The organism is Actinophytocola xanthii (assembly GCF_001921205.1).
Taxonomy (GTDB): Bacteria; Actinomycetota; Actinomycetes; order Mycobacteriales; family Pseudonocardiaceae; genus Actinophytocola; species Actinophytocola xanthii.
The window spans coordinates 190,703-215,015 of the sequence record NZ_MSIE01000007.1 but is presented as its reverse complement, the minus strand read 5'-3'; the positions used below and the strand labels follow the sequence as shown (position 1 = coordinate 215,015).

Sequence of the window (24,313 nt, the reverse complement as noted above, 5' to 3'; positions counted from 1 at the left end):
AGAGGTGACCAACAGGGTTGATTCCGGGGAGGCGGGCCGATGACAGAACAGGTCGCGGTGGACGGAATCGCGGGGTTACCGACGGAACGGTCCGCGCCGTTCGACCCGCCGGCGGAGCTGGCGCGGCTGCGGGCGCGGCATCCGGTGACCCCGCTGCGCTACCCCGACGGGCACGTCGGGTGGCTGGTCACCGGGCACGCCGCGGCGCGCGCCGTGCTGTCCGACGCGCGGTTCAGCGCCCGGCTGGAGCTGAAGCGGCTGCCGGTCGGCCCCGCCGGGGCTGCCGCGATGCAGCCCGCCCCGCCCGGCTACTTCCTCGGCATGGACCCGCCCGACCACACCCGCTACCGCAAGCTGCTCGCCGGCCGGTTCACCGCGCGGCGCATGCGCGAGCTGGAGGAGCGGATCGGCGAGGTCGTGGACGAGTGCCTGGACGACCTGGCCGGGGCCGAGCCGCCGGTGGACCTGGTGGAGCGGTTCGCCCTGCCGGTGCCGTCGCGGGTGATGTGCGAGCTGCTGGGCGTGCCCTACGAGGACCGCGCGCACTTCCAGAGCATCTCCGAGGCACTGCTTGGTTTCGACGTGGCCCGGATGGAGGCCGCGTTCGGGGAGATCAACGCCTACCTGTACCAGCTCGTTGTCCGCAAGCGTGCCGAGCGGCCGGACGACCTGCTCGGTGACCTGATCAGCCAGACCGACCTCGACGACGTCGAGCTGTGCAGCATCGCGTTCCTGCTGCTGGTCGCCGGACACGAGACCAGCGCGAACATGCTGGGCATCGGCACCTTCGCCCTGCTGGCGAACCCCGACCAGCTGGCGGCCCTGCGCGCCGACCCGGCCCTGCTGCCCGGGGCGGTCGACGAGCTGCTGCGCTACCTCAGCATCCCCCAGTACGGCATCACGCGGACCGCGCTGGCCGACGTGGAGCTGGCCGGGTGCCAGGTCCGCGAGGGCGACGTGGTGACGGTGTCGGTGCCCGCGGTCAACCGCGACCCCGAGCGCTTCCCCGACCCCGACACCCTCGACGTCACCCGCTCGGCGGCCGGGCACGTGACGTTCGGGCACGGTGTGCACCAGTGCATCGGGCAGGCCCTTGCCCTGGTGGAGTTGCGGCTGGGCTTCGGCCGGCTGCTCGAGCGGTTCCCGACGCTGCGCCTGGCCGTGCCCGCGGCCGAGGTGCCGATGCGGGCGGACCGGCAGATCTACGGCGTGCACCGGTTGCCGGTGGCGTGGTGAAGGAGGAGAAGGACGTGACCACGACGGGTGCGGTCGGCGAGCACTACGACTCGATGATCGACTACTACGAGCTGCTGTTCGGCGCGCAGGTCCACTTCGGATACTGGCCGAACCCCGAGGACGACGGGGACTTCCCGGGCGCCCTGCTCGCGATGACCGACCTGGTGGTCGGGGAGCTGGACGTGCGCCCCGGAGCGCGCGTGCTCGACATCGGGTGCGGGACCGGCGGTCCGGCAGTGCGGCTGGCCGAACGGTACCCCGACGTGCGGGTCGTCGGGGTGACCGTGAGCGAGCAGCAGGTCTACCGGGCCACCGCCCGCGCCCAGCGGACCGGCGTCGCCGACCGGGTCGAGTTCCACCAGGCCGACGCGATGGCGCTCCCGTTCGACGCGGAGTCGTTCGACCACGCGTTCGCGCTGGAGTCGATCATGCACGTGCCGGACCGGGTGGGAGCCCTGGAACAGGCGACGCGGGTGCTGCGCCCCGGCGGCCGGCTGGTCCTGACCGACGTGTTCCGCACGGCGGACCGGGGGACCGCGGACCTGGTGACCGGCTTCGCGGAGGCCAACATCCTGACCGTGCTGCCCGACCTGTCGGCCTACGACACCCTCGTCCCCGCCGGCCTGACGGTCACCGCCGTGCGTGACATCACCGAGAACAGCCGGCGTGCCACGTTCACCAACGTGGTGGCGGCCGGCCGAGAGCGCCACGAGTCGTTGGTCGCCACGCTGGGCGAGGAGTCGACGGAGCTGTTCTACTCCATGTGCACGGCCCTGGCCGCCGCCGGCAACCTCGGCTACCTCCTGCTCACCCTGACCCGGTCCTGACCGGGTTCGGACCCGGTGCCCCGGCCAGGCTCGGGAACAGCGTCGCGGCGCCCGCGTAAGCCGACGACGGCCGCCGCGGACCACGAGCACCGCGTCAGAAGTCGCCGTTGCCCAGGGCGGGAGCGGTGTAGACGCCGGCGTTGCCCATCCCGACGATGTCGGCACGTTGGTCCCCAGTGATGTCGGCAAGCATCCGGGGATGCAGGTTCACCTGCCAGCCTTGGTTGACGCCGAACGCCGAGAGCACGAACTGCGGTGCCGCGAACCCGCCGTTGCCGAGTGCGACGGCGGTGTAGACGCCGGCGTTGCCCATCCCGACGATGTCGGCGCGTTGGTCTCCGGTGATGTCGGCGAGTATCCGCGGGTGCGAGTTCACTTGCCAGCCTTGGTTGACGCCGAATGCCGACTGCACGAATTGTGGTGGGGCGAAGCCGCCGTTGCCGAGTGCGACGGCGGTGTAGACGCCGGCGTTGCCCATGCCGACGATGTCGGCGCGTTGGTCTCCGGTGATGTCGGCGAGTATCCGCGGGTGCGAGTTCACTTGCCAGCCTTGGTTGACGCCGAATGCCGACTGGACGAATTGTGGTGGGGCGAAGCCGCCGTTGCCGAGTGCGACGGCGGTGTAGACGCCGGCGTTGCCCATGCCGACGATGTCGGCGCGTTGGTCTCCGGTGATGTCGGCAAGCATCCGGGGATGCGAGTTCACCTGCCAGCCTTGGTTGACGCCGAACCCCGCCAGCACGAACTGTGGTGCGGCGAAGCCGCCGTTGCCGAGCGCGACCGCCGTGTAGACGCCCGCGTTGCCCATCCCGACGATGTCGGCTCGCCCGTCCCCGGTGATGTCGGCAAGCATCCGGGGATGCGCGTTCACCTGCCAGCCCTGGTTGACCCCAAAAGCAGCCAGGACGAACTGGTAGGCGCGCGGAGCCTGAGCGTGCGCGGTCATCGAACCCGCCATGGCGGCCGTGAGCATCACCGACACCACCAATGCAGCCTTCGACCATATGAACTTCATCAATCTCCTCCAGATAAACGGTGACCAGATTTCTTGTCGATGAGCCCGTTTATTGCTTTCGAGGAGCCCCAGTTACTGGTTGAGCTGGTTCAGGACGTCAGCTCAACCGCAGGAATTCATGGTCGCATCGATCCGCTGCCGGCACTAGTTCGGTCCACTATCGAATTTCGAGAACAACTCCACCGGGTGACGCGGAGCGCGGTGGGTGTGACCGAGATGGTGGCGGGTGGCCTCGAGCGCGCGGCGGAGGCACTCCCGCTCACCCACCTCGTTGGTCAGGCCCTGCCTCGGAATCTCCAGCGCGTAGGGGATGTCCGGGGGCAGGGCGGCGAGGATGCCGCGGACGTCGATCCCGCCTTCCCCGGGGAAGAGGCGCTCGAACCGAGCGGTGTGCACAAGGCCCTCGACGGAGGTGGGGACGCGTGCCGGTGCGTCGCAGACGTGGGCGAAGTGAAACCACTCGCGCGGCAGCCGGCGTAACGCGTCCACACTGGACTGCGAGCGGGCGAAGTGGAGAAGGTCGACGAGAATGCCCGCGTTCGCGCGGGACGCCCCGTGCAGGACCTGGGTCGCCTCGTCGAGGTTGGGGGTCTCGGTCCACGACGGGAACTCGAGGTCGACGGTGAGGCCCAGCGGCAGCGCCAGGTCGCACAGCTGGGCGAAGTGCTCGATCTTGCGGTCCCGGTTGCTGTCGGGCAGTTGGGCGATGACGTGGCGCGCCCCCAGTTCCGCGCCCACCTCGAGCAGCCGGCCCACCGCCCGGGGATCGTCGTGCGGGCCGATGCGTGCCAGCTCCACGTCGAGGACGCGCACGCCGGTGGCCTCCAGGCGCTCCTTGGTCTTCCTCAGCAGCGCAGGGTCGGTCGCGATCGGGTAGTGCGGCTCGTCCGGGGTCACCCGCGTCAGGCGGATGCCGACGTACTGGTAGCCGGCCTCGGCGGCGGCGTCGACGAGCTCCGGCGGGGACAGGCTCAGCGCGGACAGGTGCGCGACCGAGTACTCGTGCACCGGCTCGCCCGCCGGGGCCGCCGCCGGCGGCGGCGCGAACGTCGTCGACGCCACCAACCGGCGTCGGCGGTGGGCCGCCATCCGGACCGGTGTCGTGCCGGCCGCGCCGTAGCCGGCGTAGCCCCCGATGCGCTGCACCACCTCGAAGAACACCCGCGAGCCCAGCACCTCGGTGTAGACGTGCAGGTACTCGCCGTGGTCGTCGCGGTCGTAGAGCACCGAGTACTCCCGCATCGCCGCCAGTTGCCCGGCCGGGAGCTGGACGCGCGACTCCAGGTCGTCGTAGTAGTTGCCGGGGATGTCCAGCAGCGGAGCGCCGAGCGAACGCAGCGCCTCGGCCGCCGCGATCACGTCGGTGGTCGCGAACGCGACGTGTTGCGGGTCGGGCACCGCCGGCGCCCACTGGCCCCGCCGGTGCACGGCGGCGTTGAGGGTGATCCGCACGCGATGGTCGGGGTCGGTCGCCGCCCGGCTGCGGACCATCCCGAACGGTGCGGCGAACTCGGTGGCCGACTGGGCGCGCAGGCCGAGCACCGACCGGTAGAACAACGTGGACTGGTCGAAGTCGTCGAACGGTTCGGTGAGCGAGACGTGGTCGGTGGCGAGCAGCAGAGCGTCGCCGGCGGGCGGGTTGCCGGTGGGGGTGAAGTCGCGGCGCCAGTCGTTCTCCTCGTCGCCGGTGCTGCAGAAGAAGACCGCGATCCCGCTCGGCGCCGCGACCGAGTACAGCTCGCTCTCCTGCGGTCGGCGGCTGCGGGGGAGGACGGGGGCGAGGAGCCGTTCGGCCCGCAGCGCCGAGGCCCGGGGGTCGGCGCTGTCCACGCCGATCGCGGCGATCTCCACCGTGCCGGGCGGTGCCGTGGAGCGCGGGGTGGAGTTGAGCAGCACGCGGGCCTCGCCCTGCTCCCAGAGCTGCACCGGCTTGGAGCGGTGCTGGCCGCTGTGGGTGAAGCCGAGCGCGGTCAGGGTGCGGGCGAGCACCGGTCCGGATATGCCGTCGACGGCCAGCTCGGTGAACACGTGCCCGGTGAGCACCGGCGCCGAGGGCAGGTCGGCCGCCGCGGTCCTGGCCGCCTCGGGTCGCGGCAACGGCTCCCTGGCGGAGACGAGCGAACGCATGGCGTCGATCGCCGTGCGCCGCGGGTCGGCCTGGCGGAACACGTCGTTGGACACCTCGACCGACAGCGGCCCGGAGTACCCGGTGGACAGCACGGCGCTGGTGAACGTCGTCAGGTCGAAGGCCCCCTGGCCAGGGAATAGCCGGTGGTGGGTGCTCCACTGAGCCAGGTCCATGTGCCGGGGCGGGGCGTCGGCCAGCTGCAGCGCGAACACCTTCGACCCCGGGATGACGCGGATCCCGTTGAGGTCGCCGCCCCGCGCCAGCACGTGGAAGCTGTCCAGGCAGAGCCCGAGGGCGGGGTGGTCGGCGCGACGGATGACGCGCCAGGCGTGGTCGTAGGTGTTGACGTGCCTGCCCCAGGCGAGTGCCTCGTAGGCGATGCGGTGGCCGTGGCGGGCGGCGCGGTCGGCGAGCAGGTGCAGGTGTTCGGCGGCCAGCTCGTCGTCGTCGACCGCCTCGGGGGCGAGGGTGGAGCAGACGAGCAGGGTGTGGACGCCGAGCTCGGACATCAGCTCGAACTTGTGCTCGGCGCGGCGCAGGTTGGCGGCGAGCAGGTCGGGTGGGACCGCCTCGAAGTCGTGGTAGGGCTGGTACAGGTCGATCACCAGCCCCAGGTCGGCACATCGCCGGCGTACCTCCCGGGGCGAGAGCGGGGAGGCGATGAGGTCGTCCTGGACGATCTCCACCCCGCCGAACCCCGCCGCCGCGGCGGCGGCGAGCTTGTCCTCGAGCGTGCCCGACAGACAGAGGGTGGCGATGGTCAGACGGTCCGCCGCGGCCGGGTCGGCGTCCGCGGTCCTCGGCTCGCTCTCAACGGTTCGCACGGTCGCGCACCTCCGCATCTCCGTTCGGGGCCAGGTCGGCGAAATGACGCAGCATCCGGTCCGGGTCCGGCTCGCGCCCGGTGATGATCCGGAACGTCTCGGCCGCCTGGAAGACCGCCATCCGGCCCCCGTCGAGGACGCGGCAACCCCGAGCGCGCGCGGTGCGGAGCAGGTCGGTCTCCAGCGGTCGGTAGACGATGTCGGCGACCCAGTGCTCCGCACGCAGGAGCTCCTCGGGCAGCGGAACCCCGGGACGCCCGGCCATCCCGGTGGGTGTCGCGTGAACCAGTCCGTCCGCGCCCTCCAGCGCGGCGGTGAGGGAGCCGCCGCCGAGCCGGCCGGGACTCACCCGGTCCGGGCCGAACCGTTCGCGGAGCGAGGCCGCGAGACCGTCGGCGCGGGCGGGCTCGAGGTCGAACACCTCGAGGGTCTTCGCGCCAAGCGACAGCAGAGCGTGCCCCACCGCCGCCCCCGCGCCGCCCGCTCCGAGCAACACGACCCGGTCCAGCGCGACGTCCGGGAGCCCCGTGCGCAGGCCGCGGGAGAAGCCGGTCAGGTCGGTGTTGTGGCCTACCGAGCGGCCGCCGGTGAACACGACCGTGTTCACCGCGCCGATCGCCGCCGCCTCCGGCGTGAGCTCGTCGAGGTGGTCGAGCACGAGCTGCTTGACCGGATGGGTGAGGTTCAGCCCGTCGTAGCCGGCGAGCCGGGCCGCGTCGAGAACGTCGCCGACCCGCCGCGGCGGCACGCCCAGAACCTCGAGGTCCAGCAACCGGTACAGGTAGCGGACGCCGAGCGCGTCGGCCTCCCGTTCGTGCAGCTGAGGGCTCAGCGACGCGCCGATGCCCGCGCCGATCAGCCCGACGAGGTACCCGGGGCCGGTGCGCGCCACTGCCATAGCTCTCCCGTCCGTGTACACGAACTAGATAGTTACTTATACGCCGACGAGACGGCGACCGGAAGTGCCGGGCGGACCGCCCGACACCGCGGACGCACGGCTCAGTAGACCTCGACCTTGCCGGTCGAGCGGGGGCTGGCCGGGTCGTTGAAGAAGTACTCGCCCTTCGTCCGGAACGTGTGGGTGTACGACTCGCCCGGGGCGAGGCGCACGTCGAACAACCCTTCGAAGAACTGGGTCGCGCCGCGAACGCCAGCGTTGCCGGGGTGGTTGGTGAAGGTCACCGCGGTGCCGGCCGGAACCCGAAGGTGGGTGGGAGCCATGGCGTTGACCGCCGTCGACTCGGTGGCACCGACCGTTCCCGTCGCCGGGTCGTAGGTCCGGCCGATCACGACCGTGTCGCCCACGGCGCTTCCCTCGACCGGGGCGCCCTGCACGGGCCTGCGGACGACCGGCGGGGGCGGGGTCGGCGCCGGCGGGACGGCACCGCCGATCCGGAAAGCCCAGAGGAAGTCGCCCCGGGGTGCGGAGTTGCCGTAGGGGATGCCGGTTCCCCCGGCGTACACCGCGAGGTACTGCTCACCGTCCACCTCGTAGGTGATCGGGCTGCTGCTGATCGCCGCGCCGCACTGGAAGCGCCACAGCTCGCGGCCGGTGCGCGCGTCGAGCGCGAGCAGGTTGCCGTCGGGCTGACCGATGAACAGCAGGTCGCTCGCGGTGGTGAGAATGCCGTTGCCGTGCGCCAGGGAGTAGGGCAGGTTCCGCTTCCAGCGCACCCGGTTCGTGCTGGCGTCGACCGCCACGACCCCACCGGTCTGGTACTCGCCGGGCGGGCGCAGCCCGTTGCTGGACTCGGTCAGCGAGTGGGCCGCCGCCACGTACCCGAAGCCGGTGTAGACGCAGCCCGTGCTGTGGCTGAACGACTGGTGGTTCCAGTCCGCGCCGCCGCCGTGGCCGGGGATCGTGAGCACCGGGGTGTCCCAGTGCGGCGTGTAGAGCGGACCCGTGGCGTAGTTGGGTACCGCGCGTGCCGGGTGTCCCGGCACCGAGGTGCCCAGCGGCTGCTCCACCGGCCTGGTCTCGGTCCAGGGGCCCTGGCGGGGGAACGGCTGGGTCGGCCAGGTCTTCTGCCTTGGTTCCTGGGGAACCGGACGCTCGTCGATGCCCAGCGGCGCCTCACCGGTCTCCCGGTCCAGGATGTAGTACATGCCGGTCTTGCTGCCGTAGATCACGATCTTGCGCATCCGCCCGCGGATCCGGACGTCCGCGAGCACGGGTGCCATCACGTTGTCCATGTCCCAGATGTCGTGGTGAACGGACTGGAAGTGCCACCGGTACTCGCCGGTGTCCATGTCCACCGCGACGATCGAGTTGGCGAACAGGTTCTGTCCGCCCCGCTCCGAACCGTCCTGTGAGGACCGGCTGCCCCTGGCGTTGCCGAAGGTCCAGTACACCAGCCTGAGCTCCGGGTCGAGTGCGGGATGGATCCACGGCGTCGCGCCGCCGGTCCGCCAGGACTCGCCCTCCCAGGTGTCGTTGCCGAACTCGCCCGGCTGCGGGATGCCCCAGAAGTGCCAGAGGTGGTCGCCGCTGTCCGCGTCGAGCGCGAGGCCGGCACCGCGGTCGCCGTCGGCCGCGCCGACGAACAGCCGGCCGTCGTGGTAGGTGATGGCGACCTTCTCCAGGTTGCCGTACTCGGTGATCTGCCGTTCCCACGCGACGGCGCCGGTCTCCTGGTCCAGGGCGATGACCCAGCTGCCGTTGCCGTGGGTGAAGACCTTGCCGTGCCCCACCGCCACCCCCCGGCGGGTCAGCGCGCCCCTGGTCTGGCGGTAGGTCCACTTCGTAGTGCCGGTCGCGCCGTCCACCGCGACCACGTTGCCCTGCGCGGACTCGATGTACAGCACGCCGTCCACCGCGACCGCGGTGCTCTGGCTGTTTCCGGAGGCCAGACCGCCCTCGATCCGGTTCACCCAGGCGCCGCCGAGCTTGCGCAGGTTGCCACGCCGGATCTCCCGGAGCGCGGAGTAGTTCTGGTTGCCGAGGTTGCCGCCGACCTTCGGGAAGTCCCTGCCGCCCGGGACGAGGGCCACCGGCGGCCGTCCGCCCGTCGCGGGGTCGGCCAGCGCCGGCGCCCCCGAGGTGACGTTGCCGGCGACCGTCATCCCGACGGCCGCCATCGCCGCGCCCTTCATCAGGTCCCTGCGCTGGATCTCCGCCATGCCGCACTACCTCCGTCGTCGAGAGAGCCGTCTTGTGGTCCGTCTAGCGGACTTGTTGGTCTGTGTGGCGGTTCAGCGTACGCTCGCTTCCACGTCTTTCACAAGGCAATCTGGTTCATCTGGTCCGCTCAACGGATCACGAGAAAGGCACCCCATGAACAGACGAACATCGACGTCGCTGGCCGTGGTCCTGAGCGCGGTCGCGGCGGCGGCAGCGACCGTCCTCGCCGTCGGCGCGCCCGCCGCGGCGAACGACGGGGCCTCCACGGGGGCGAGGGAGCTGGGCGACCCGGACTACGGCGTGTGCCGCGGCGTACGACCCGGCTGCTACCACGACTGGGGCAACTTCGACCTCTCACAGGGAGTGCGGGTGCTGGTCTACTCGCGCACCGCCGGACCCCGGCACGCCAACCTCGGGCCCGCGCTCGCGCCCGGGATGAACCCGCCCCTGGCGGAGGGGAACGTGGCGCAGCGGGCCATCGTGCGGCTCGGCCAGGAGAACGGCTGGGTGACCGACTGGACCGAGGACGTCGCTCAGCTGTCCAGCGCGGGTCGCCTGCTCGACTACAACGCGATCGTGTTCCTCAGCACGACCCGGGACACTCTCGACGACTCGGCGCAGACCGCGCTGCGGCAGTACGTCCGCGGCGGTGGCGGGTTCGTCGGCATCCACAACGCGTTCGGCACCGAGTACAACTGGCCGTGGTACGAGGGGCTGCTGGGCGGCGCCAACTACTACGACCACGGGCCGAACCAGCCGGGAACGGTGCGGACGGTCAGCCGCAACGACGTGTCCACGAAGGACCTCCCGCGCCGCTGGGCGTTCGCGGACGAGTGGTACAACCTGGTGCCCTACCCGAGCGGGGTCCGGGTTCTCGCCGAGGTGGACGAGTCGACGCTCGCCCGGGGCGTGCGGGGGTCGATGGGACACCCCGGCCACGGTGACCATCACCCTGTCGCGTGGTGCCAGTACTACGACGGCGGTCGGTCGTGGGTGACCACGCTCGGCCATGACGCGGCCGCGTTCGCGGCTCGGCCCACGATGGAGGGCGCGGCGTACTTCCAGCGGCTGGTCGTCGGCGGCATCCGGTCGGCTGCGGGAGCGGAGCCGTTCTGCCGCTGAGGTGTCCCTCCGGGGTGGGACTCGTCGCCGTCCCACCCCGGAGGGGTCACAGTCCCAGGTAGATCTGCCGCACCCGCGGGTCGTCCCGCAGCTCCGCCGAGGTGCCAGTCATTGCCACCTCGCCGTTCTCCATGACGAGGCAGGTCCTCGTGGCCTCGAAGGTGAGCTTCGCGTTCTGCTCGACGAGCAGCAGGGCGTGGCCCGCGGCGCTGAGCCGCTGCAGGACGGCGAGGATGTCCTCGATGAGCTTGGGGGACAGGCCCATCGACGGCTCGTCGAGGAGGATGAGCCGTGGCTTGGACATCAACGCGCGACCGACGGCGAGCATCTGCTGCTGTCCGCCGGACAGCGCACCGGCGAGCCGGTGGCGCATCTCGCCGAGCACCGGGAACAGCTCGAACACCTCGCCCAGCGTGCTGCGCGTCTCGCCCTTCCAGGCCCGGACGTACGCCCCGAGCAACAGGTTCTTCTCGACCGTGAGCCCGGGGAAGACATGCCGGCCCTCCGGCACGTAGCCGATCCCGTGGCGTACGACGTCGCGGGCCTTGACCCGGGTGAGGTCGTGGTCGCCGAACTGGATCCTCTCGGCGGTCCTCGGCACGAGGCCCATCAACGCCTTCAGGGTCGACGTCTTGCCGGCGCCGTTGGCGCCGATGATCCCGACGCACTGGCCGGGGCCGACCGTGAAGCTCACCGAGCTCACCGCCCGCACCCCGCCGTAGTGGACGGACAGGCCCGACACCACGAGCTCGTCGGTCGGGGTCGGGGTCGGGTTGGTCGGGGTCGGGTCTGTCACCGTGCCGCTCATCGGACCGCCTCCGACTCCACCTCGGCGGCGATGTCGGCGGTGTTCATCGAGTCGCCGAGGTAGGCCTCGATCACCTCGGGGCGGACCGCCACCTCGGCCGGGGTACCGTCGGCAATGACGCCGCCGCTGGCGAGCACGGTCACCCGGTCGCACAGGGACATGACCAGCCCCATGTTGTGTTCGATGAGGACCACCGTCACCCCGTCCGCCCGGATCGCCCGGACGATCTCGCCGAGCTGCCCCACCTCCTGGCCGTTGAGGCCGGCCGCCGGCTCGTCGAGCAACAGCAGCCGGGGCTGGGTCGCCATCGCCCGCGCGATCTCCAGCCGCCGCTGGATGCCGTAGGGCAGCGACGTCGGTGCCGCCTCGGCGAAGTCGGTCAGCCCGAACCGCTCGAGCAGGTCGTCGGCCCGGGCACGCAGGTCGCGTTCGGCGCGCCAGATGCCGACGGGCCACAGCAGGTAACGCCACACCGCGAGCATCGACGACCGGTCCAGAGCGACGAGGACGTTGTCCCGCACGGTCATCTGTCCGAACAGGCGCAGGTTCTGGAAGGTCCTGGCCAGCCCGAGCTGGGACAGCTGGTGCGGTCGCCGCCCGGTCACGACCCGCCCGTCGACCGACGCCGACCCGGAGGACACGCCGTAGATGCCGGTGACGATGTTGAACAGCGTGGTCTTGCCGGAACCGTTGGGCCCGACCACGCCGCGGATCTCGCCGGGTGCGACCGACATGGACACGTCGTCCAGCGCCCGTAGACCGCGGAACTGCTTGCTGATGCCCGAGATCTCCAGGCTGGCACCCACCCGGTCGGGGCCGCCGGCGGGCTCGGGCCGGAACGGGCGCAGGGTGGCGCGGTGGTCGCTGGTCCGCCGGCGGCGGACCAGGCGGCGTAGCCGCGCGGGGATGCCGGCGAGGCCGGTCGGGGCGAACACGACCATCAGCACTACGACGATCCCGAACCCGAGCTGGGCGTAGACCGAGAAGTCGACCAGCGCCTCCCGCAGCAGCGCCAGCGCGACGGCGCCGACCACGCAGCCGAGGATGCTCTGCCGGCCGCCGATGATGACCATGGCGAGCAGGAGGAACATGTTGGCGATGCTGAAGGTCTCCGGCGCCACGTAGCGGATCAGCCCGGCGTAGAGCACCCCGGCGACCCCGCCGTAGAGGCTCGCGAGCACGAACGCGGTCATCCGGAGGATCGGGACGGGCGCGCCGACGGCCCCCGCGGCGAGCGAGTCGTCCCGCATCGCCCGCATGCGGCGGCCGAGCCCGGTGTGGGCGACGAACCCCGCGAACGCCAGCGCGAGCCCGAACACGACCAGCTCGAGGTAGTAGTACAGGTACTCGCTGGACAGGTCGATCCCGAACAGCGGCGGCACGGGGATGCCGGAGATGCCGTCCGCGCCGCCGGTGACCGTGCTGTTGGTGACCCAGTTGGTGAAGGCGAGCGCGAGGCCGAGCGTGACGATGCCGAGGTAGTGGGACTGCATCCGGAGCGCGGGGATCCCGACGAGGACGCCGACGAGGGTGGCGGCCAGCAGGGCGAGCACCGCCGCTGTCCAGAACCCGAAGCCGGCGCGGGTGGTGAGGATGGCGACCGCGTAGGAGCTGACCCCGAAGAACGCGACCTGGGCCAGGTTGATCTGTCCCGCGACGCCCATCGCGAGCCCGAGGCCCACGGCCAGCAGCGCGAACACGATGGCGATGTCGATGACGTGGATGCCGTACAGGTCCAGCCCGTAGGGCAGGAACCAGGCCGCCACGGCGGCGACGGCGAACCCGCCGACTCGCAGTCTCATGCCCGGTTCACCGTCCGCTCGCCGAACAACCCGGTCGGCTTGATCATGATGATCACCGTGAACACGAGGAACACCACCAGTTCGGAGTAGGCCTGGAACCGCCCGGCGGCGTAGGAGTCGAGGACGCCGATGGCGAGCCCGCCCACGACGGCGCCGGGGATGTTGCCGAAGCCGCCGAGGATGGCCGCGGCGAACCCCTTGATGCCCAGGGAGCCGCCGAGGGTCGGGTTGACGTAGAGCATCGGTGCCACGAGCGCGCCGGCGAGGGCGGCGAGCCCGGCACCGATCGCGAACGCGACGGCGTTGCTGCGTCCGACGTGGATCCCTACCGCGGTCGCGGCCTCGTGGTCCATCGCCACCGCCTGCATCGCCGCGCCCCGTTTCGTGCGTTGGAGGAACAGCACGAGCGCGACGGTCGCCAGCGCGGCGACGGCGAGCACGACGATGCTGTAGGTGCGGATCCGGATGCCGAACACGTCGAGCGGCTCGGTGTCCACCGGGGACGGCACCGCGTGCCCGGTGGCACCCCAGATGATCGTCGCGAGCGACTCGAGCACCATGCCGAAGCCGATGGTGCCGATCAGCATGAGGTCGAAGTCCTTGTTCTCCAACGGCCGCAGGACACGCTCGATGACGAGCCCGATGAGCCCGGTCACCACCATGGCGACCGGGATCGAGATGAAGAAGGGCACGTGCGCGGTCATGTAGAAGGTGGACGCCGCGTAGGCGCCGATCATGACCACCTGACCGTGGGCGAAGTTGACCAGGCCCATGGTGCGGTAGACGATCGAGAACCCCATGGCGACGAGGGCGTAGACGGCGCCGAATCCGAGCCCGCCGACCAGGGTCTGGAAGAAGACCTCCATCGTCGTCAGCTGGCGGGTTCCGCGGTGAGCTTGCCGGCGGTGATGACCCCGATCGACGTCTCGTGGATGCCGACACCGCTCTCGTCGAAGTCGAAGTCGCCGAGCAGGCCGTCGTACTCGGTCCCGCGGATCGCCTCGGCGAGCTCGGCACCGCCGGCGCCGTTCGAGCTCTCGAGCGCGGTGAAGACGATGTTGGCGCCGTCGTAGGCCTTGGCGCCGTGCATCTCGGCCTCCTCGCCGTGTGCGCGCTGGTAGGCCTCGGCGAAGGCGCGGGAGGCCTCGTCGGTGTCGTTGCTCAGGTAGGGGGAGCTGACGACGGTGCCCTCGGCGTTGGTCACGCCGGCGGTCTCCAGGTACACCGGCGTGCCCATCGGCGCGGCGCCGGCGATCGTCGCGGTGATGCCCAGCTCGCGGGCCTGCTTCACGATCAGTCCGGCCGCGACCTCCTCCGCGCCGACGAACAGCACGTCCGGCGCCTTCTGCCGGATCGAGGTCAGCGCCGCGCTGAAGTCCTTCTGGTCGGTCGTCACCACCTGGTCGTCCACCGGGGTGATGCCGCGGTCGGCCAGCGCGCTGGTGAACGCGTCCCGCTCACCCTTGCCGTAGGAGCCGTTGTTGGAGATCAGGGCGATCTTCCGGTGGCCCTTGTCGTCGACCAGGTACCGCGCCAGGCTCTCGTCGTAGGTGTTGCTCGTCGGTCCGTTGTAGAACGCGTAGGGACTGCCCGCCTCCGCGATGGCCGGCGACTGGCCCGAGGTGATGTTCGGGATCTTCGCCTGCCGCAGGATGGGGATCATGGCGACGGTGACCGCGCTCTCCGCGGTGCCGATCATCGCCACGAACCCCTCGCTGGAGAGCTTGCGGGCGATGTTCGTGCCCACCGTCGGATCGCCCTGGTCGTCGAACAGCTCCAGCTCGATCGTCCGACCGTCGATGCCGCCCTTGGCGTTCCACTCGTCGGCGGCGAGCTTGGCGCCTTTCCACTCCCACTGGCCGAGCGAGCTCAGCTGGCCGCTCTGCGCGTTGACGACGGCGATCTTGAAGGGTCCGTCGGAGCTTTCCTGCGACGACGAGTCGCTACCGGGGGCGCTGCAGGCGCCGGCCGTCGCGACCGCGAGTGCCGTCGCGCAGAGGAGTAACCGCGCCGTTGCTGTTCTGGGCATGAGCTTCTCACCTCGTTGTGGGTAGGTCGAATGCACCGCGGTAGATGTCCTTGATGTTCCAATGTCCTGGCGTGGGAACGGGTTCGTTCACCATCGGTACGTCCAGAACGGCCGGCCGGCGACGGTGGACGGCCTCGCGGAGCGCGGCGGCCAGGTCCGTCGGCTCCTCGACGAGGTAGCCGTCCGCTCCGCACGCCCTGCCGTAGGCGGCGAAGTCGGGCGAGTAGGGGTTGCCGTCCTGGTCGCGGAACTCGCAGCCGAAGCTGGCGCCGAAGCTCGCGGCCTGCAGGTCGGCGATCGTCCCGTGTGCGCGGTTGTTCATCACCAGGAAGATCACCGGTAGGCCCTGCTCGACGGCCATCGGCACGGCGGGCAGCTGGGCGCTCATCCCGCCGTCGCCGACCAGCGCGACCACCACCCGCTCCGGCGCGGCGAGCTGCACCCCGACCGCCGCCGCCGGGCCGAAGCCCATCGTGGACATGCCGCCCGGCGTGATGAACCTGCCGCCCGGCGGCAGCTCGTAGCACTGCGCCACGCCGTTCTTGTTCCAGCCGACGTCGGTGACGAGCACCGCGTCGGCGGGCAGCGCCTCGCGCAGGTCGGTCAGGATCCGCTCGGGTCGCAGCGGGAAGTCCGTGCTGCGGCCCCGTTCCCGGCTCCCCGTGAACAGCTGCCGGCGCTCGGTGCGGATCGTCTCCCGCAGCCCGGGCCGATCCGTGCCCTCCGGGCGCAGCGCCAGCGCGGCGTCGGCGATCGCCCGGACGGCGAGACCCACGTCCGCCACGGCGCCGATCTCGACCGGGTAGTTGCGGCCGATCTCGGCGGGATCGATGTCGATCTGGATCAGCCGGCCGGGCGGGAACCGCCAGGTGTGGTCGGCGCTCCACGAGCTGGAGTCCGTCTCGGCGAAGCGGGTGGCGAGGGCCAGCACGACGTCGGCGTCCAACGTGTACTTGTTGGTCACGTCCAGGCCCCAGAACCCGGTCATGCCCATCACGAGCGGGTGCCGGTCCTCGACCGTGCCCTTGGCCATCAGGGAGTGGGCGACCGGGATGTCCAGGTGTTCGGCCAGCTCGAGCAGGGCTGCCCGACCCGGGTCCTCGCGCAGCCCGCCACCGACGTAGATGAGCGGCCGCTCGGCGGTGACGAGCGCCTCGGCGATGCGTCGGGCGTCCTCCGGTGGCAGTGCCGGGGCGGGGGAGAGGCCGACCGCCGGGTACGCGGTGGCCGAGTCCTCGGACACCTGCCGGGAGAACAGGTCCATCGGGACGTTGAGGAGCACCGCGCCGGGGCGGCCCGACGTCGCCGTCCAGAACGCGCGCTCGGTGAACCTCGCCAGGTCCTCGACCCGGTGCACCGCCCAGGCCCGCTTCACGAACGGGCGGTAGATCGAGGTCTGGTCCGCGTCGGCATGCAGGTTCACCTCCTGGTGGGGGTGCCTGCCGTAGTAGTAGGACGGGATGTCTCCGGCGATCGTGACCAGTGGGACCGAGTCGAGCGCGGCGGTCGCGACGCCGGTGACCGCGTTCGTCATCCCGGGTCCCACGTGGACCAGGAGCACGCCCGGCTTGCCGGTCATCCGCGCGTAGCCGTCGGCCGCGTGCGCCGCGGCCTGCTCGTGCCGGGCGATGACGAACCGGATCTCGCTGCGTCCCAGCGCGTCGAGGAAGGCGATGTTCGTGTGACCGCAGACGCCGAAGACGTGGTCCACGCCGTAGGACTCGAGCTGGCGGACCAGTGCCTCCGCCGCCGTGACCGTCATGCCCGCCCCCAGATGGACATGCCGCGCAGGATGAGGGTCTTGACCACGGTGTAGTCGTCGATCATCTGTTGGGGTGCCTCCCGTCCGAAGCCGGAGTCCTTCACGCCGCCGAACGGGACGTGGTCGAGCCGGAAGTTGGACGACCCGTTCACCACGAGGCCGCCGACGGCCAGGTCCCGCCACGCCGTGACGACCGTGGCGAGGTCGTTGGTGAACAGGCCGGCCTGCAGGCCGAACCTGCTGCTGTTGCAGGTATTGATCACCGCGTCCAGGTCGTCGAACGGCAGCACCGCCACGAGCGCCCCGAACACCTCCTCGGTGACCAGGGTCGTGTCCGGGGGCGGGTCGGCGACCACCGACGGCCGCAGCGTCGCCCCGTCCCGCGTGCCGCCCGCGACCAGGCGGGCGCCGCGCGCGGTCGCCTCCGTGATCCAGGACTCGACCCTGGCGGCGGCCGTCTCGTCGACCATCGCGCCGACGTCGGTGTCCGGGTCGAGCGGGTCGCCGACGACGAGCGCGTCGACCTCGGCGCGGAAGGCCTCGACGAACTCGTCGAACCGCGACCGGTGCACGTAGACCCGCTGCACCGAGATGCAGCTCTGCCCTGAGTTGGAGTACCCGGTGCGCGCGCAGACCCGCGCGGCGTGGGCGAGGTCGGCGTCCGCGCAGACGATCGTCGCCGCGTTCCCGCCCAGCTCGAGGACCAGGCGCTTCGCCCCGGCGGCTCTGGCGACCGCGTTCCCCGTCTCGGGACTCCCGGTGAAGCTGATGACGCTCACCTCGGGTGCCGAGCACAGGGCAGCGCCGACGTCGCCGCCGCCGTGCAGCAGCTGCACGGCCTCGGCCGGCATGCCGGCCTCCAGCACGAGCGCGATCATCGCCGCGGTCGTCGCCGGTGCCTGCGGCGGTGCCTTGACCAGCGTGGTGTTGCCCGCGGCGAACGACGCGCCGAGCTTGTGCGCCAACAGGTTCGCCGGTGCGTTGAACGGGGTGATCGCGAGTGCCACCCCGGCGGGAGCGCGGTAGGTGAAGGCGGTGTTGCCGGCCCCGCGCGCCCAGCCGGCCACCGGGAGGGTCTCGCCGCCGATCGAGCGGGCCGCGCTCGCGCAGACCGCGAACGTGTCCGCCACGCGGTCTATCTCGCCCGTTCCGTCCTTCACCGGCTTGCCCAGCTCCAGCGCGAGCAGCCGGGCGAGCTCGCCGCGGTGCTCGGTCGCCAGGCGCGAGGCGCGCTCCAGCGTCTCCGCCCGGGTCGCCGGGGCCAGGGCGGCGACGGCCGCGGCGCCGGTCCGCGCGAACGCCCTGGCCGTCTCGATCTGCCGAGCCGTGGCCGGATACGAGCGGGAGACCACCGCGCGGACGTAGGGACCCACGCGCTCGGCCGACGGACCCTCGGTGGACCAGCGACCCGCGACGAAGGCAGGAGCCTCGGTCGGGATGCCGGTAGGGGGCGGAGCGAGAACCTCGTGCAACACCACAGTTCTCCTAATGAACCATCGAGCGGTACATCTGGACCGCTCTACGGACTGGGTGTAACGTACGGCTCGCCACCGGAGCTGGCAAGCCTTCGAGCCGAAGACGTTATGGCGGCGGGGGTGCCCACTGGACGGAGCGGAGGCGAGCGGTGAGGATGGTGGATCGTCGTGGCAGAGGGGATGTTGTGGTGAAGCCGACCGGTACCGACCAGACCGCTGAGCACCGTTTCGACGCGGCGGCGAGTGCCGGGGAGAACGAGATCCAGGGCGTGCGCAGCGTGCAGCGCGCCATCGACATCCTCGGGCTGCTGACCGAGACCCAGCCCGCCATCTCGGTGTCGGAGATCGTGCGGGCCACCGGGCTGGCCAAGACCACCGTCATCCGGCTCGTGCAGACCCTCGAGCAGAACGGGCTGCTGTGGGCGACGGCCAAGGGGTACATGGCCGGTCCGAGCCTGTGGCGCTGGGCCCACCTGGCCCGCGGCAGCTGGGAGCTGCCGCCGGAGACCAAGGACCTCATGCGCGGCCTGGCCCAGCGACAGCGCGAGACGGTCAACCTGTATGTCGCGCGCGACATCTACCGCGTCTGCGTGGCTCAGCAGGAGAGCCCGCAACCGCTGCGCCACGTCGTGCACGTCGGCGACGAGCTGCCGCTGTGGGCCGGCGCGTCCTCCAAGGTGCTGCTGGCCAACTCGGACGAGGCGCACCTGGCCCGCGTCGCGCGCAGCTCTCCCTACGGGCCCGACTACCTCGACTCGCTGCGCGCCCAGATCGACGAGGCCGCCGTGCGCGGGTTCGCCGTCAGCCACGGCGAACGCGAGGCCGGGCTGTCCGCGGTGGCCGTCCCGGTCCGCGGCCGCACCGACGCGGTCATCGCCGCGTTGTCGCTGTCCGGCCCGACGGTGCGCTTCTCCGACGAGCGGGTCGAGGACTTCGTCGCCGCCCTCACCGACGTTGCCGGGCACATGACCGAACGGGGCTTCGACCACCCGTTCCGCATGTAGCCGCCGGACCGGCACGACATCCCTGGATTCTGCGTATCCCGCAGAAGGAGCAGACGCATGGCAAGAACACCGCTTCGTGGTATCCGCGTGCTCGACCTCACCAACGTGCTGGCCGGCCCCTACTGCAGCTACCAGCTGATGCTGTTCGGCGCGGAGGTCGTGAAGGTCGAGGTGCCCGGCTCCGGGGACCTCGCGCGCCACCTCGGCCCGGAGCCCGACCTGAACAACGCGGGCCTGGGCGCGTCGTTCCTGGCCCAGAACGCGGGGAAGAAGTCGATCGAGATCGATCTCAAGGACGCCGCGCAGCGGGCGGTGTTCGAGGACCTGGTGCGCGGGGCCGACGTGCTGCTGGAGAACTTCCGGGCCGGGGTGCTGGCCCGGCTCGGGTTCGACTGGGAGACGTTGCGCGCGCTCAACCGCGGTCTGGTCTACTGCGCGATCTCCGGCTTCGGCCAGACCGGCCCGATGAGCCAGGCCCCGGCCTACGACCAGATCATCCAGGGCCTGTCCGGGATGATGAGCATCACCGGGACCGAGGACACCGCACCGCTGCGCGTCGGCTTCCCCGTCTGCGACACGATCGGCGGCCTGATGGCCGCGCTCTCGATCTCCTCGGCGCTCGTCGGCCGGGAACGGACCGGCGAGGGCTGCTTCCTGGACCTGTCGATGCTCGAGGCGTCGATGTCGGCGATGGGGTGGGCGGTGTCGCACTACGTGATCAGCGGTGTGGCGCCAACGCCGATGGGGCAGCAGAACGTCACCGCCGCGCCGTCGGGCACCTTCGAGACCGCGGACGGGCTGCTCAACATCGCCGCGAACCGCCAGACCCAGTTCGAGAAGCTGTGCGGGCTGCTCGGCCGCGAGGACCTCGTGCTCGATCCCCGCTTCGTCGACCGCGAGGCACGCAAGCGCAACCGCGAGGCGTTGAACGACGAGCTGACCGGGGAGCTGCGCAAGCGCACCGCCGCGGAGTGGGAGCAGCTCCTGCCCGCGATCGGTGTCCCGGCCGCGCGCATCCTGTCGGTGCCCCAGGCCGTCGCGTCCGAACAGCTGGCGCACCGCGGCTTCTTCGCCGACGTCCCGTTCCCCGGTGCGCCCGAACGCACGGTGCGGACCAGCGGCAACGGCGTGCTGGTCGACGGCGGTGCGCTGCACCCGCCCGGGCCGCCGCCGCTGCTCGGCGAGCACAACGTCGAGCAGCGGGACCTCCTCACCCGCTGGCTCGACGGCTCCCGCTCCCTCCCCGCCGCCACGACGGAGGACAGCCGGTGAGCGAGCCGGTGAGCGGGGCGGCGAGGGAGGCGGCGGACTGGTGGGCCACCGGGATCGTGCGGATGGCGCCCGGCGTGGTGGAGCTGCGCGGGATCCCCGTCCAGGAGCTGATCGGGTCGGTCGACTTCGTCTCGATGATCTGGCTCATGGTCCGCGGCGAGCTACCCGAGGCGCGGCGGGCGTCGCTGCTCGAGGCTGCCCTGGTCGCTTCGGTCGACCACGGTCCGCAGGCGCCGTCGATCGCCATCGCGCGGATGACCGCCACCTGCGGTGTCGGCCTCAACAACGCGATGGCCTCAGGGGTCAACGCACTCGGCGACTCACACGGCGGAGCGGGCCAGCAGTGCGTGGAGGCCCTCACCGACATCGTCGCGCTGGAGGACGACGGGACCGACCTCGCGGCGGCCGCCGAGCGGGTCGCCGGGCGCTACCGCTACGTCCCCGGCTTCGGCCACCGGTTCCACCCGGTGGATCCTCGCCGGGACCCGCTCCTCGCGCTGGTGGACCGTGCGGTCGCCGAGGGCGTGGTGGCGGGCCGGCACCTGCGCGCCGCACGCGCCCTCGAGACGTTCCTGAACGGCGCCAAGGCGAAGCCGGTGCCGATGAACATCGACGGTGCCACCGCGGTGATCTACGCCGAGCTGGGGTTCGCGCCGGCGCTCGCGCGGGGGTTGTTCGTGCTCAGCCGGAGCGTCGGCATCCTCGCCCACGCCTGGGAGGAGACCACCGCGGGGAAGCGCAACAAGGGCCCCGTGCCGCGTTCGATCCTCCCCACCTACCGCGAGGACACCGCGGCGCGCTGAGGTCGGGGGAGGGCGTCACCGAAGCCGGGTCGCGAGCCACCGGGCCAGATCGGTCAGCAGGGCGGGGTCCACCGGGTCGCGCAGGAGGCGGCCGTAGGACAGGGGAGAGGCCGGGCCGTCGGCGGGACGGAGCACGTGGGTCAGGCCGGGAACGCGGCGGATGTCCGCTCCGCCGGGGACCAGGGCGGCGATGACGTCGAGGTCGCCCGCGTCGACCTGGACGTCGTTGGCGCCGGTGACGGCGAGCACGGGGGCGGTGATGCGCGCCAGCTCCGGCCGGGGGTCGTGCACGAGCAGTTCGCGCCACCACCGCGCGTTGACCCGGACACCGCAGACGCGCGCGGAGTCGGTCGTGGTGGCGGCCACCCGGGCGAGCTGGCGGGTGGCGAGGCGGCGCAGGACGGGCAGCAGCGGGCGAAGCGGACGAGGCAGGGTGGCGGCGAGACGCGCACCCTGCCAGCGGACCGCCTGCTCGCCGGGGCGGGCGTAGGCGGCGAGCAGGACCACGGCCGCGGCGTCGGCGCCGAGCGCGATCGCGTGCAGCGCGCCTTCGCTGTGTCCCAGCACGCCGACGGCGTTCGCGCGGATCTCCGGGCGGGCTCGCAGGGCACGCAGTGCCGCGGCGGCGTCGGTCCGGTTGTCGTGGAAGCCGACCGAGTGCCAGTCGCCCGGGGAGGCGCCGACGCCGCGGCGGTCGTAGCGCAGAGAGGCGATGCCGTGCCGGGCGAGTGCGGCGGCCAGTGGGGCACCGAGGTTCATGCGGACCCGGCCGGCGTTGGAGTCGCGGTCGACACGCCCCGAGCCGGGCAGGCACAGCACCGCGGGGTGGGGGCCGGGGCCGGCGGGCAGGGTGAGGGTGCCGGCCAGGGCGAGACCGTCGTCCGCCGCGACCGTCACGTCGGTCTCCAGCGCGTCCCGAGAGTGCAGATCCATCATGACGCCTCCATTATTCTCAATTTTGATAAAGGTATCAGTGCTTGGAATGATGTGTCCCATGGCCACCCTCGACCTGCTCCTGCACCCCGTCCGGCTGCGCATCATGCGGGCGCTTCTCGACGGCCGCCCCGCCACGACCGCCCAGCTCCTCGAGCGGCTGCCCGACATCGCCCCGGCGACCATGTACCGGCACGTCGCGACGCTGGCCGACGCCGGGTTGCTCGAGGTGCTCGAGGAGAAGCGCGTGCGGGGGGCGGTCGAACGCACCTACCGGGTGCACCGGGACAGACCCGCCCTCGGCGCTGCCGACCGCGCCGCGATGAGCCCGGACGACCACCGGCGGGCGTTCACCGCGTTCACCGGGGGACTGCTCTCCGACTTCGACCGGTACCTCGCCGGGAAGCCGACCGACCCGGGCGCGGACGGTGTGACCTACCAGCAGGCTGCGCTGTGGCTGACCGACGCGGAGTTGGCCGAGCTGCTCGCCGAGCTGCGGGCGGCCGTCACCGCCCGGCTGGGTGGCGAACCAGGTGCGGGCCGCACCCGGCGCATGGTCAGCCTGGTCGCCATGCCCGCGCTCGACTGACCGGTCGGCGTCGCTCAGCTGGGGACCGTGCTGAGCCGGAACCCCCGGATGGCACGGGACCGAACCGAGGAACACGGGAGTGGGCGGGTGGTCTATGCCTCAGGACGACCGCGTCGAGGCTCTCCAGGCGGACGTGCGGGCCGTGCTCGGGCTGCCCCGTGCGCGGGTCTCCTCCTGGCGCTCCGGTGTGGACTTCTGGGCCGACCTCCTGCACGACGGCGACCAGCTGCTGGGCGTGGTTCGCTCTCCTCGGGTGGAGCTCGTGCCGACGTCCTACGAGGGGGTCGTCGACTTCGGCGAGGTGCTGCTCAAGGAGGCGGTCGCCGCCGAGCTCCTGGCCCGGGCGGAGGTACCGGTGCCGCGGGTGCTGCGGACGCGCAGGACCGACTCGGCGGACCGGGTGTCCTGGAGCCTGGCCGAGTTCGTCGAGTCGGAGGACAACTTCCCGGTCGCGCCGGTGCTCGCCGAGCTGGGCGGGTTGACCAGGACCATCCACGAGATCGAACCCGACACCGGCCTGCTGGCGCCGAAGCGGTCCTGGACGGAGTTCTTCACCACCCGGCTCGGCCAGCGGATGGCGTCGGCGGCCAAGTACACCGAGCTGCCGGTGCCTGCCGACTTCGTCGACCGCCTCGGCGCGCTGCTCGTCGGGCGGGAGCACGCCGCCACCAGGCTGCTGCACATGGACCTGCGCCCGCCGAACCTGTGCGTGCGCTCCGGCCGCGTCGTCGCGGTGCTGGACCTGGCCAACTGCCTGGTCGGCGACCCCCTGCTGGAGCTGGCGCGCATCCGCTCCTACGGCCTGCTCGACGACGCGTTCCTCGAGGGCTACGGCAGGCCGCACCCGGTGGACGAGCTCGAGGAGGTCCTGCTGGACCTCTACCAGCTCGACACCGAGGTACTGCTGGTGTCGGTCGCCGTCGAGGAGATCGGCGACCAGGACCTGCACCGAGAGAAGATCGCCGCGACGCGGCGGCTGTGCGCCAGGATCACCGCGATGACGCGCTGAGCCCGCCGATCGCTAGCCTGCACGCTGTTCTTGGAACCCGGCGGAAGGTGGATAGCTGTGCGGACCGTGGTGCACGAGGTGTTCGGCGAGGTCGAGTTCGACCCCGAGAACGACGAGAACTGGTGGGAGTCGGAGGTCGAGCTCGACGGTCGGACGGTCGGGGTGTCCCTGCTGTTCGAGGGTTCCGCCGTCGACGAGGGCTTGCTCGACCGGGTCGCCCCCTACGTCACCAACCTGCCCGAGCTCGCGCGCACGGCGCGGGCGGCGATCCGCGCCGACCTCGACAGCGAGGTGTCCGAGGTGGCCGAGTACGTCGAGCACCACCTGGAGGAAGCGAGCGTCGTCGACGAGGTGTTCGGCGGCACCACGCCGGACACCGAGGAGTTCGTCGCCCGGTTGAGCCTGGTCCGCGTCGGGATCCACCGGGTGGACGACGGGACCGGCTACGAGGCGGTGCTCGACTACTCGATCGACCCGGAGGCCACCCAGTACGTCCTCGCCGTGAAGTTCGACGGGAACGAGGTCACCGGGCTGTACACCGAGAGCTGAGGCGG

The 24,313-nt window shown here is 71.7% G+C and carries 19 protein-coding genes and 2 pseudogenes; 9 read left to right on the top strand and 12 right to left on the bottom strand.

Annotated elements, in window-relative coordinates:
- Positions 1 to 39 precede the first annotated feature (39 nt).
- Both BU204_RS06430 and BU204_RS06425 read left to right on the top strand, forming a co-directional pair.
- Positions 40 to 1,236, top strand: a complete 1,197-nt coding sequence (locus tag BU204_RS06430; RefSeq protein ID WP_075124598.1) for a cytochrome P450 — start codon at positions 40 to 42, stop codon at positions 1,234 to 1,236.
- 14 nt (positions 1,237 to 1,250) lie between these two features.
- A complete protein-coding gene (locus tag BU204_RS06425; protein WP_143229330.1) occupies positions 1,251 to 2,063 on the top strand; it encodes an SAM-dependent methyltransferase in 813 nt (270 codons plus the stop codon).
- Positions 2,064 to 2,157: 94 nt separating this feature from the next.
- Here BU204_RS06425 and BU204_RS06420 read toward each other — a convergent pair whose 3' ends face one another.
- From BU204_RS06420 to BU204_RS06405, 5 genes and pseudogenes are all read right to left on the bottom strand, one after another.
- The gene (locus BU204_RS06420; protein WP_143229329.1) at positions 2,158 to 3,078 is read right to left on the bottom strand and encodes an FG-GAP repeat domain-containing protein; all 921 of its coding nucleotides are present in this window, start codon (positions 3,076 to 3,078) and stop codon (positions 2,158 to 2,160) included.
- Positions 3,079 to 3,222: 144 nt separating this feature from the next.
- Positions 3,223 to 4,017: pseudogene (locus BU204_RS41100) on the bottom strand (sugar phosphate isomerase/epimerase family protein); the annotation flags it as partial.
- Positions 4,018 to 4,140: 123 nt separating this feature from the next.
- A pseudogene (locus BU204_RS41095) lies at positions 4,141 to 5,970 on the bottom strand (bifunctional sugar phosphate isomerase/epimerase/4-hydroxyphenylpyruvate dioxygenase family protein); the annotation flags it as partial.
- Between the two features lie 46 nt (positions 5,971 to 6,016).
- The gene (locus BU204_RS06410; RefSeq protein WP_075124594.1) at positions 6,017 to 6,928 is read right to left on the bottom strand and encodes a shikimate dehydrogenase; all 912 of its coding nucleotides are present in this window, start codon (positions 6,926 to 6,928) and stop codon (positions 6,017 to 6,019) included.
- 101 nt (positions 6,929 to 7,029) lie between these two features.
- Positions 7,030 to 9,150 (bottom strand): outer membrane protein assembly factor BamB family protein, encoded by a 2,121-nt coding sequence (locus BU204_RS06405; RefSeq protein WP_075124593.1) that lies wholly within the window; start codon positions 9,148 to 9,150, stop codon positions 7,030 to 7,032.
- A 154-nt stretch (positions 9,151 to 9,304) separates the two neighbouring features.
- Between BU204_RS06405 and BU204_RS06400 the strand changes: the two genes are divergently transcribed.
- The gene (locus BU204_RS06400) at positions 9,305 to 10,273 is read left to right on the top strand and encodes a ThuA domain-containing protein (protein WP_075124592.1); all 969 of its coding nucleotides are present in this window, start codon (positions 9,305 to 9,307) and stop codon (positions 10,271 to 10,273) included.
- Between the two features lie 46 nt (positions 10,274 to 10,319).
- On the opposite strand, the gene BU204_RS06395 is transcribed toward BU204_RS06400, so the two are convergent.
- The 6 genes from BU204_RS06395 to BU204_RS06370 are packed head-to-tail and all read right to left on the bottom strand — an operon-like array spanning position 10,320 to position 18,149.
- Positions 10,320 to 11,069: an ABC transporter ATP-binding protein gene (locus BU204_RS06395; protein ID WP_233159454.1), complete on the bottom strand. Its 750-nt coding sequence runs from the start codon at positions 11,067 to 11,069 to the stop codon at positions 10,320 to 10,322.
- An 8-nt stretch (positions 11,070 to 11,077) separates the two neighbouring features.
- Positions 11,078 to 12,883, bottom strand: coding sequence for a branched-chain amino acid ABC transporter ATP-binding protein/permease (locus tag BU204_RS06390; protein ID WP_075124590.1), 1,806 nt, complete (start codon positions 12,881 to 12,883; stop codon positions 11,078 to 11,080).
- On the bottom strand, positions 12,880 to 13,749 hold the full coding sequence (locus BU204_RS06385) for a branched-chain amino acid ABC transporter permease (RefSeq protein ID WP_075124589.1): 870 nt from the start codon (positions 13,747 to 13,749) through the stop codon (positions 12,880 to 12,882). Before BU204_RS06385 ends, BU204_RS06390 begins: the two co-directional genes overlap by 4 nt.
- Positions 13,750 to 13,754: 5 nt before the next feature.
- Positions 13,755 to 14,912 (bottom strand): ABC transporter substrate-binding protein, encoded by a 1,158-nt coding sequence (locus BU204_RS06380; protein ID WP_075124588.1) that lies wholly within the window; start codon positions 14,910 to 14,912, stop codon positions 13,755 to 13,757.
- Between the two features lie 7 nt (positions 14,913 to 14,919).
- Complete coding sequence (locus BU204_RS06375; protein ID WP_075124587.1) at positions 14,920 to 16,674, bottom strand: thiamine pyrophosphate-binding protein; 1,755 nt, start codon at positions 16,672 to 16,674, stop codon at positions 14,920 to 14,922.
- Positions 16,671 to 18,149 (bottom strand): aldehyde dehydrogenase family protein, encoded by a 1,479-nt coding sequence (locus BU204_RS06370; RefSeq protein ID WP_158073408.1) that lies wholly within the window; start codon positions 18,147 to 18,149, stop codon positions 16,671 to 16,673. Before BU204_RS06370 ends, BU204_RS06375 begins: the two co-directional genes overlap by 4 nt.
- A gap of 188 nt (positions 18,150 to 18,337) precedes the next feature.
- Here BU204_RS06370 and BU204_RS06365 point away from each other — a divergent pair, with 188 nt between their 5' ends.
- From BU204_RS06365 to BU204_RS06355, 3 genes are read left to right on the top strand one after another with little or no spacing between them, the layout of a single operon-like run.
- Positions 18,338 to 19,153, top strand: a complete 816-nt coding sequence (locus BU204_RS06365) for an IclR family transcriptional regulator (protein WP_075124639.1) — start codon at positions 18,338 to 18,340, stop codon at positions 19,151 to 19,153.
- 57 nt (positions 19,154 to 19,210) lie between these two features.
- The gene (locus tag BU204_RS06360; protein WP_075124586.1) at positions 19,211 to 20,425 is read left to right on the top strand and encodes a CaiB/BaiF CoA transferase family protein; all 1,215 of its coding nucleotides are present in this window, start codon (positions 19,211 to 19,213) and stop codon (positions 20,423 to 20,425) included.
- The gene (locus tag BU204_RS06355; protein WP_075124585.1) at positions 20,422 to 21,228 is read left to right on the top strand and encodes a citryl-CoA lyase; all 807 of its coding nucleotides are present in this window, start codon (positions 20,422 to 20,424) and stop codon (positions 21,226 to 21,228) included. Before BU204_RS06360 ends, BU204_RS06355 begins: the two co-directional genes overlap by 4 nt.
- A 15-nt stretch (positions 21,229 to 21,243) precedes the next feature.
- Here the strand turns inward: BU204_RS06355 and BU204_RS06350 are convergent, their stop codons facing one another.
- Positions 21,244 to 22,164 carry an alpha/beta hydrolase gene (locus tag BU204_RS06350; protein ID WP_233159438.1) on the bottom strand — a complete coding sequence of 307 codons (921 nt, stop codon included), beginning with the start codon at positions 22,162 to 22,164 and terminating at the stop codon, positions 21,244 to 21,246.
- Between the two features lie 58 nt (positions 22,165 to 22,222).
- Between BU204_RS06350 and BU204_RS06345 the strand changes: the two genes are divergently transcribed.
- From BU204_RS06345 to BU204_RS06335, 3 genes are all read left to right on the top strand, one after another.
- The gene (locus tag BU204_RS06345) at positions 22,223 to 22,750 is read left to right on the top strand and encodes a helix-turn-helix domain-containing protein (RefSeq protein WP_075124584.1); all 528 of its coding nucleotides are present in this window, start codon (positions 22,223 to 22,225) and stop codon (positions 22,748 to 22,750) included.
- Positions 22,751 to 22,844: 94 nt separating this feature from the next.
- A complete protein-coding gene (locus BU204_RS06340; protein ID WP_075124583.1) occupies positions 22,845 to 23,759 on the top strand; it encodes a phosphotransferase family protein in 915 nt (304 codons plus the stop codon).
- 57 nt (positions 23,760 to 23,816) lie between these two features.
- Complete coding sequence (locus tag BU204_RS06335) at positions 23,817 to 24,308, top strand: DUF2004 domain-containing protein (RefSeq protein ID WP_075124582.1); 492 nt, start codon at positions 23,817 to 23,819, stop codon at positions 24,306 to 24,308.
- Positions 24,309 to 24,313: the final 5 nt, after the last annotated feature.

Excerpts from the sequence above, each read along its gene's own strand:
- BU204_RS06420 (WP_143229329.1), bottom strand. The coding sequence starts at position 3,078 with ATGAAGTTCATATGGTCGAAGGCTGCATTGGTGGTGTCGGTGATGCTC.
- BU204_RS06400 (WP_075124592.1), top strand. The coding sequence starts at position 9,305 with ATGAACAGACGAACATCGACGTCGCTGGCCGTGGTCCTGAGCGCGGTC.
- BU204_RS06360 (WP_075124586.1), top strand. The coding sequence starts at position 19,211 with ATGGCAAGAACACCGCTTCGTGGTATCCGCGTGCTCGACCTCACCAAC.
- BU204_RS06340 (WP_075124583.1), top strand. The coding sequence starts at position 22,845 with ATGCCTCAGGACGACCGCGTCGAGGCTCTCCAGGCGGACGTGCGGGCC.
- BU204_RS06350 (WP_233159438.1), bottom strand. The coding sequence starts at position 22,164 with ATGATGGATCTGCACTCTCGGGACGCGCTGGAGACCGACGTGACGGTC.
- BU204_RS06385 (WP_075124589.1), bottom strand. The coding sequence starts at position 13,749 with ATGGAGGTCTTCTTCCAGACCCTGGTCGGCGGGCTCGGATTCGGCGCC.
- BU204_RS06410 (WP_075124594.1), bottom strand. The coding sequence starts at position 6,928 with ATGGCAGTGGCGCGCACCGGCCCCGGGTACCTCGTCGGGCTGATCGGC.
- BU204_RS06390 (WP_075124590.1), bottom strand. The coding sequence starts at position 12,883 with ATGAGACTGCGAGTCGGCGGGTTCGCCGTCGCCGCCGTGGCGGCCTGG.
- BU204_RS06380 (WP_075124588.1), bottom strand. The coding sequence starts at position 14,912 with ATGCCCAGAACAGCAACGGCGCGGTTACTCCTCTGCGCGACGGCACTC.
- BU204_RS06430 (WP_075124598.1), top strand. The coding sequence starts at position 40 with ATGACAGAACAGGTCGCGGTGGACGGAATCGCGGGGTTACCGACGGAA.
- BU204_RS06345 (WP_075124584.1), top strand. The coding sequence starts at position 22,223 with ATGGCCACCCTCGACCTGCTCCTGCACCCCGTCCGGCTGCGCATCATG.
- BU204_RS06375 (WP_075124587.1), bottom strand. The coding sequence starts at position 16,674 with ATGACGGTCACGGCGGCGGAGGCACTGGTCCGCCAGCTCGAGTCCTAC.
- BU204_RS06405 (WP_075124593.1), bottom strand. The coding sequence starts at position 9,150 with ATGGCGGAGATCCAGCGCAGGGACCTGATGAAGGGCGCGGCGATGGCG.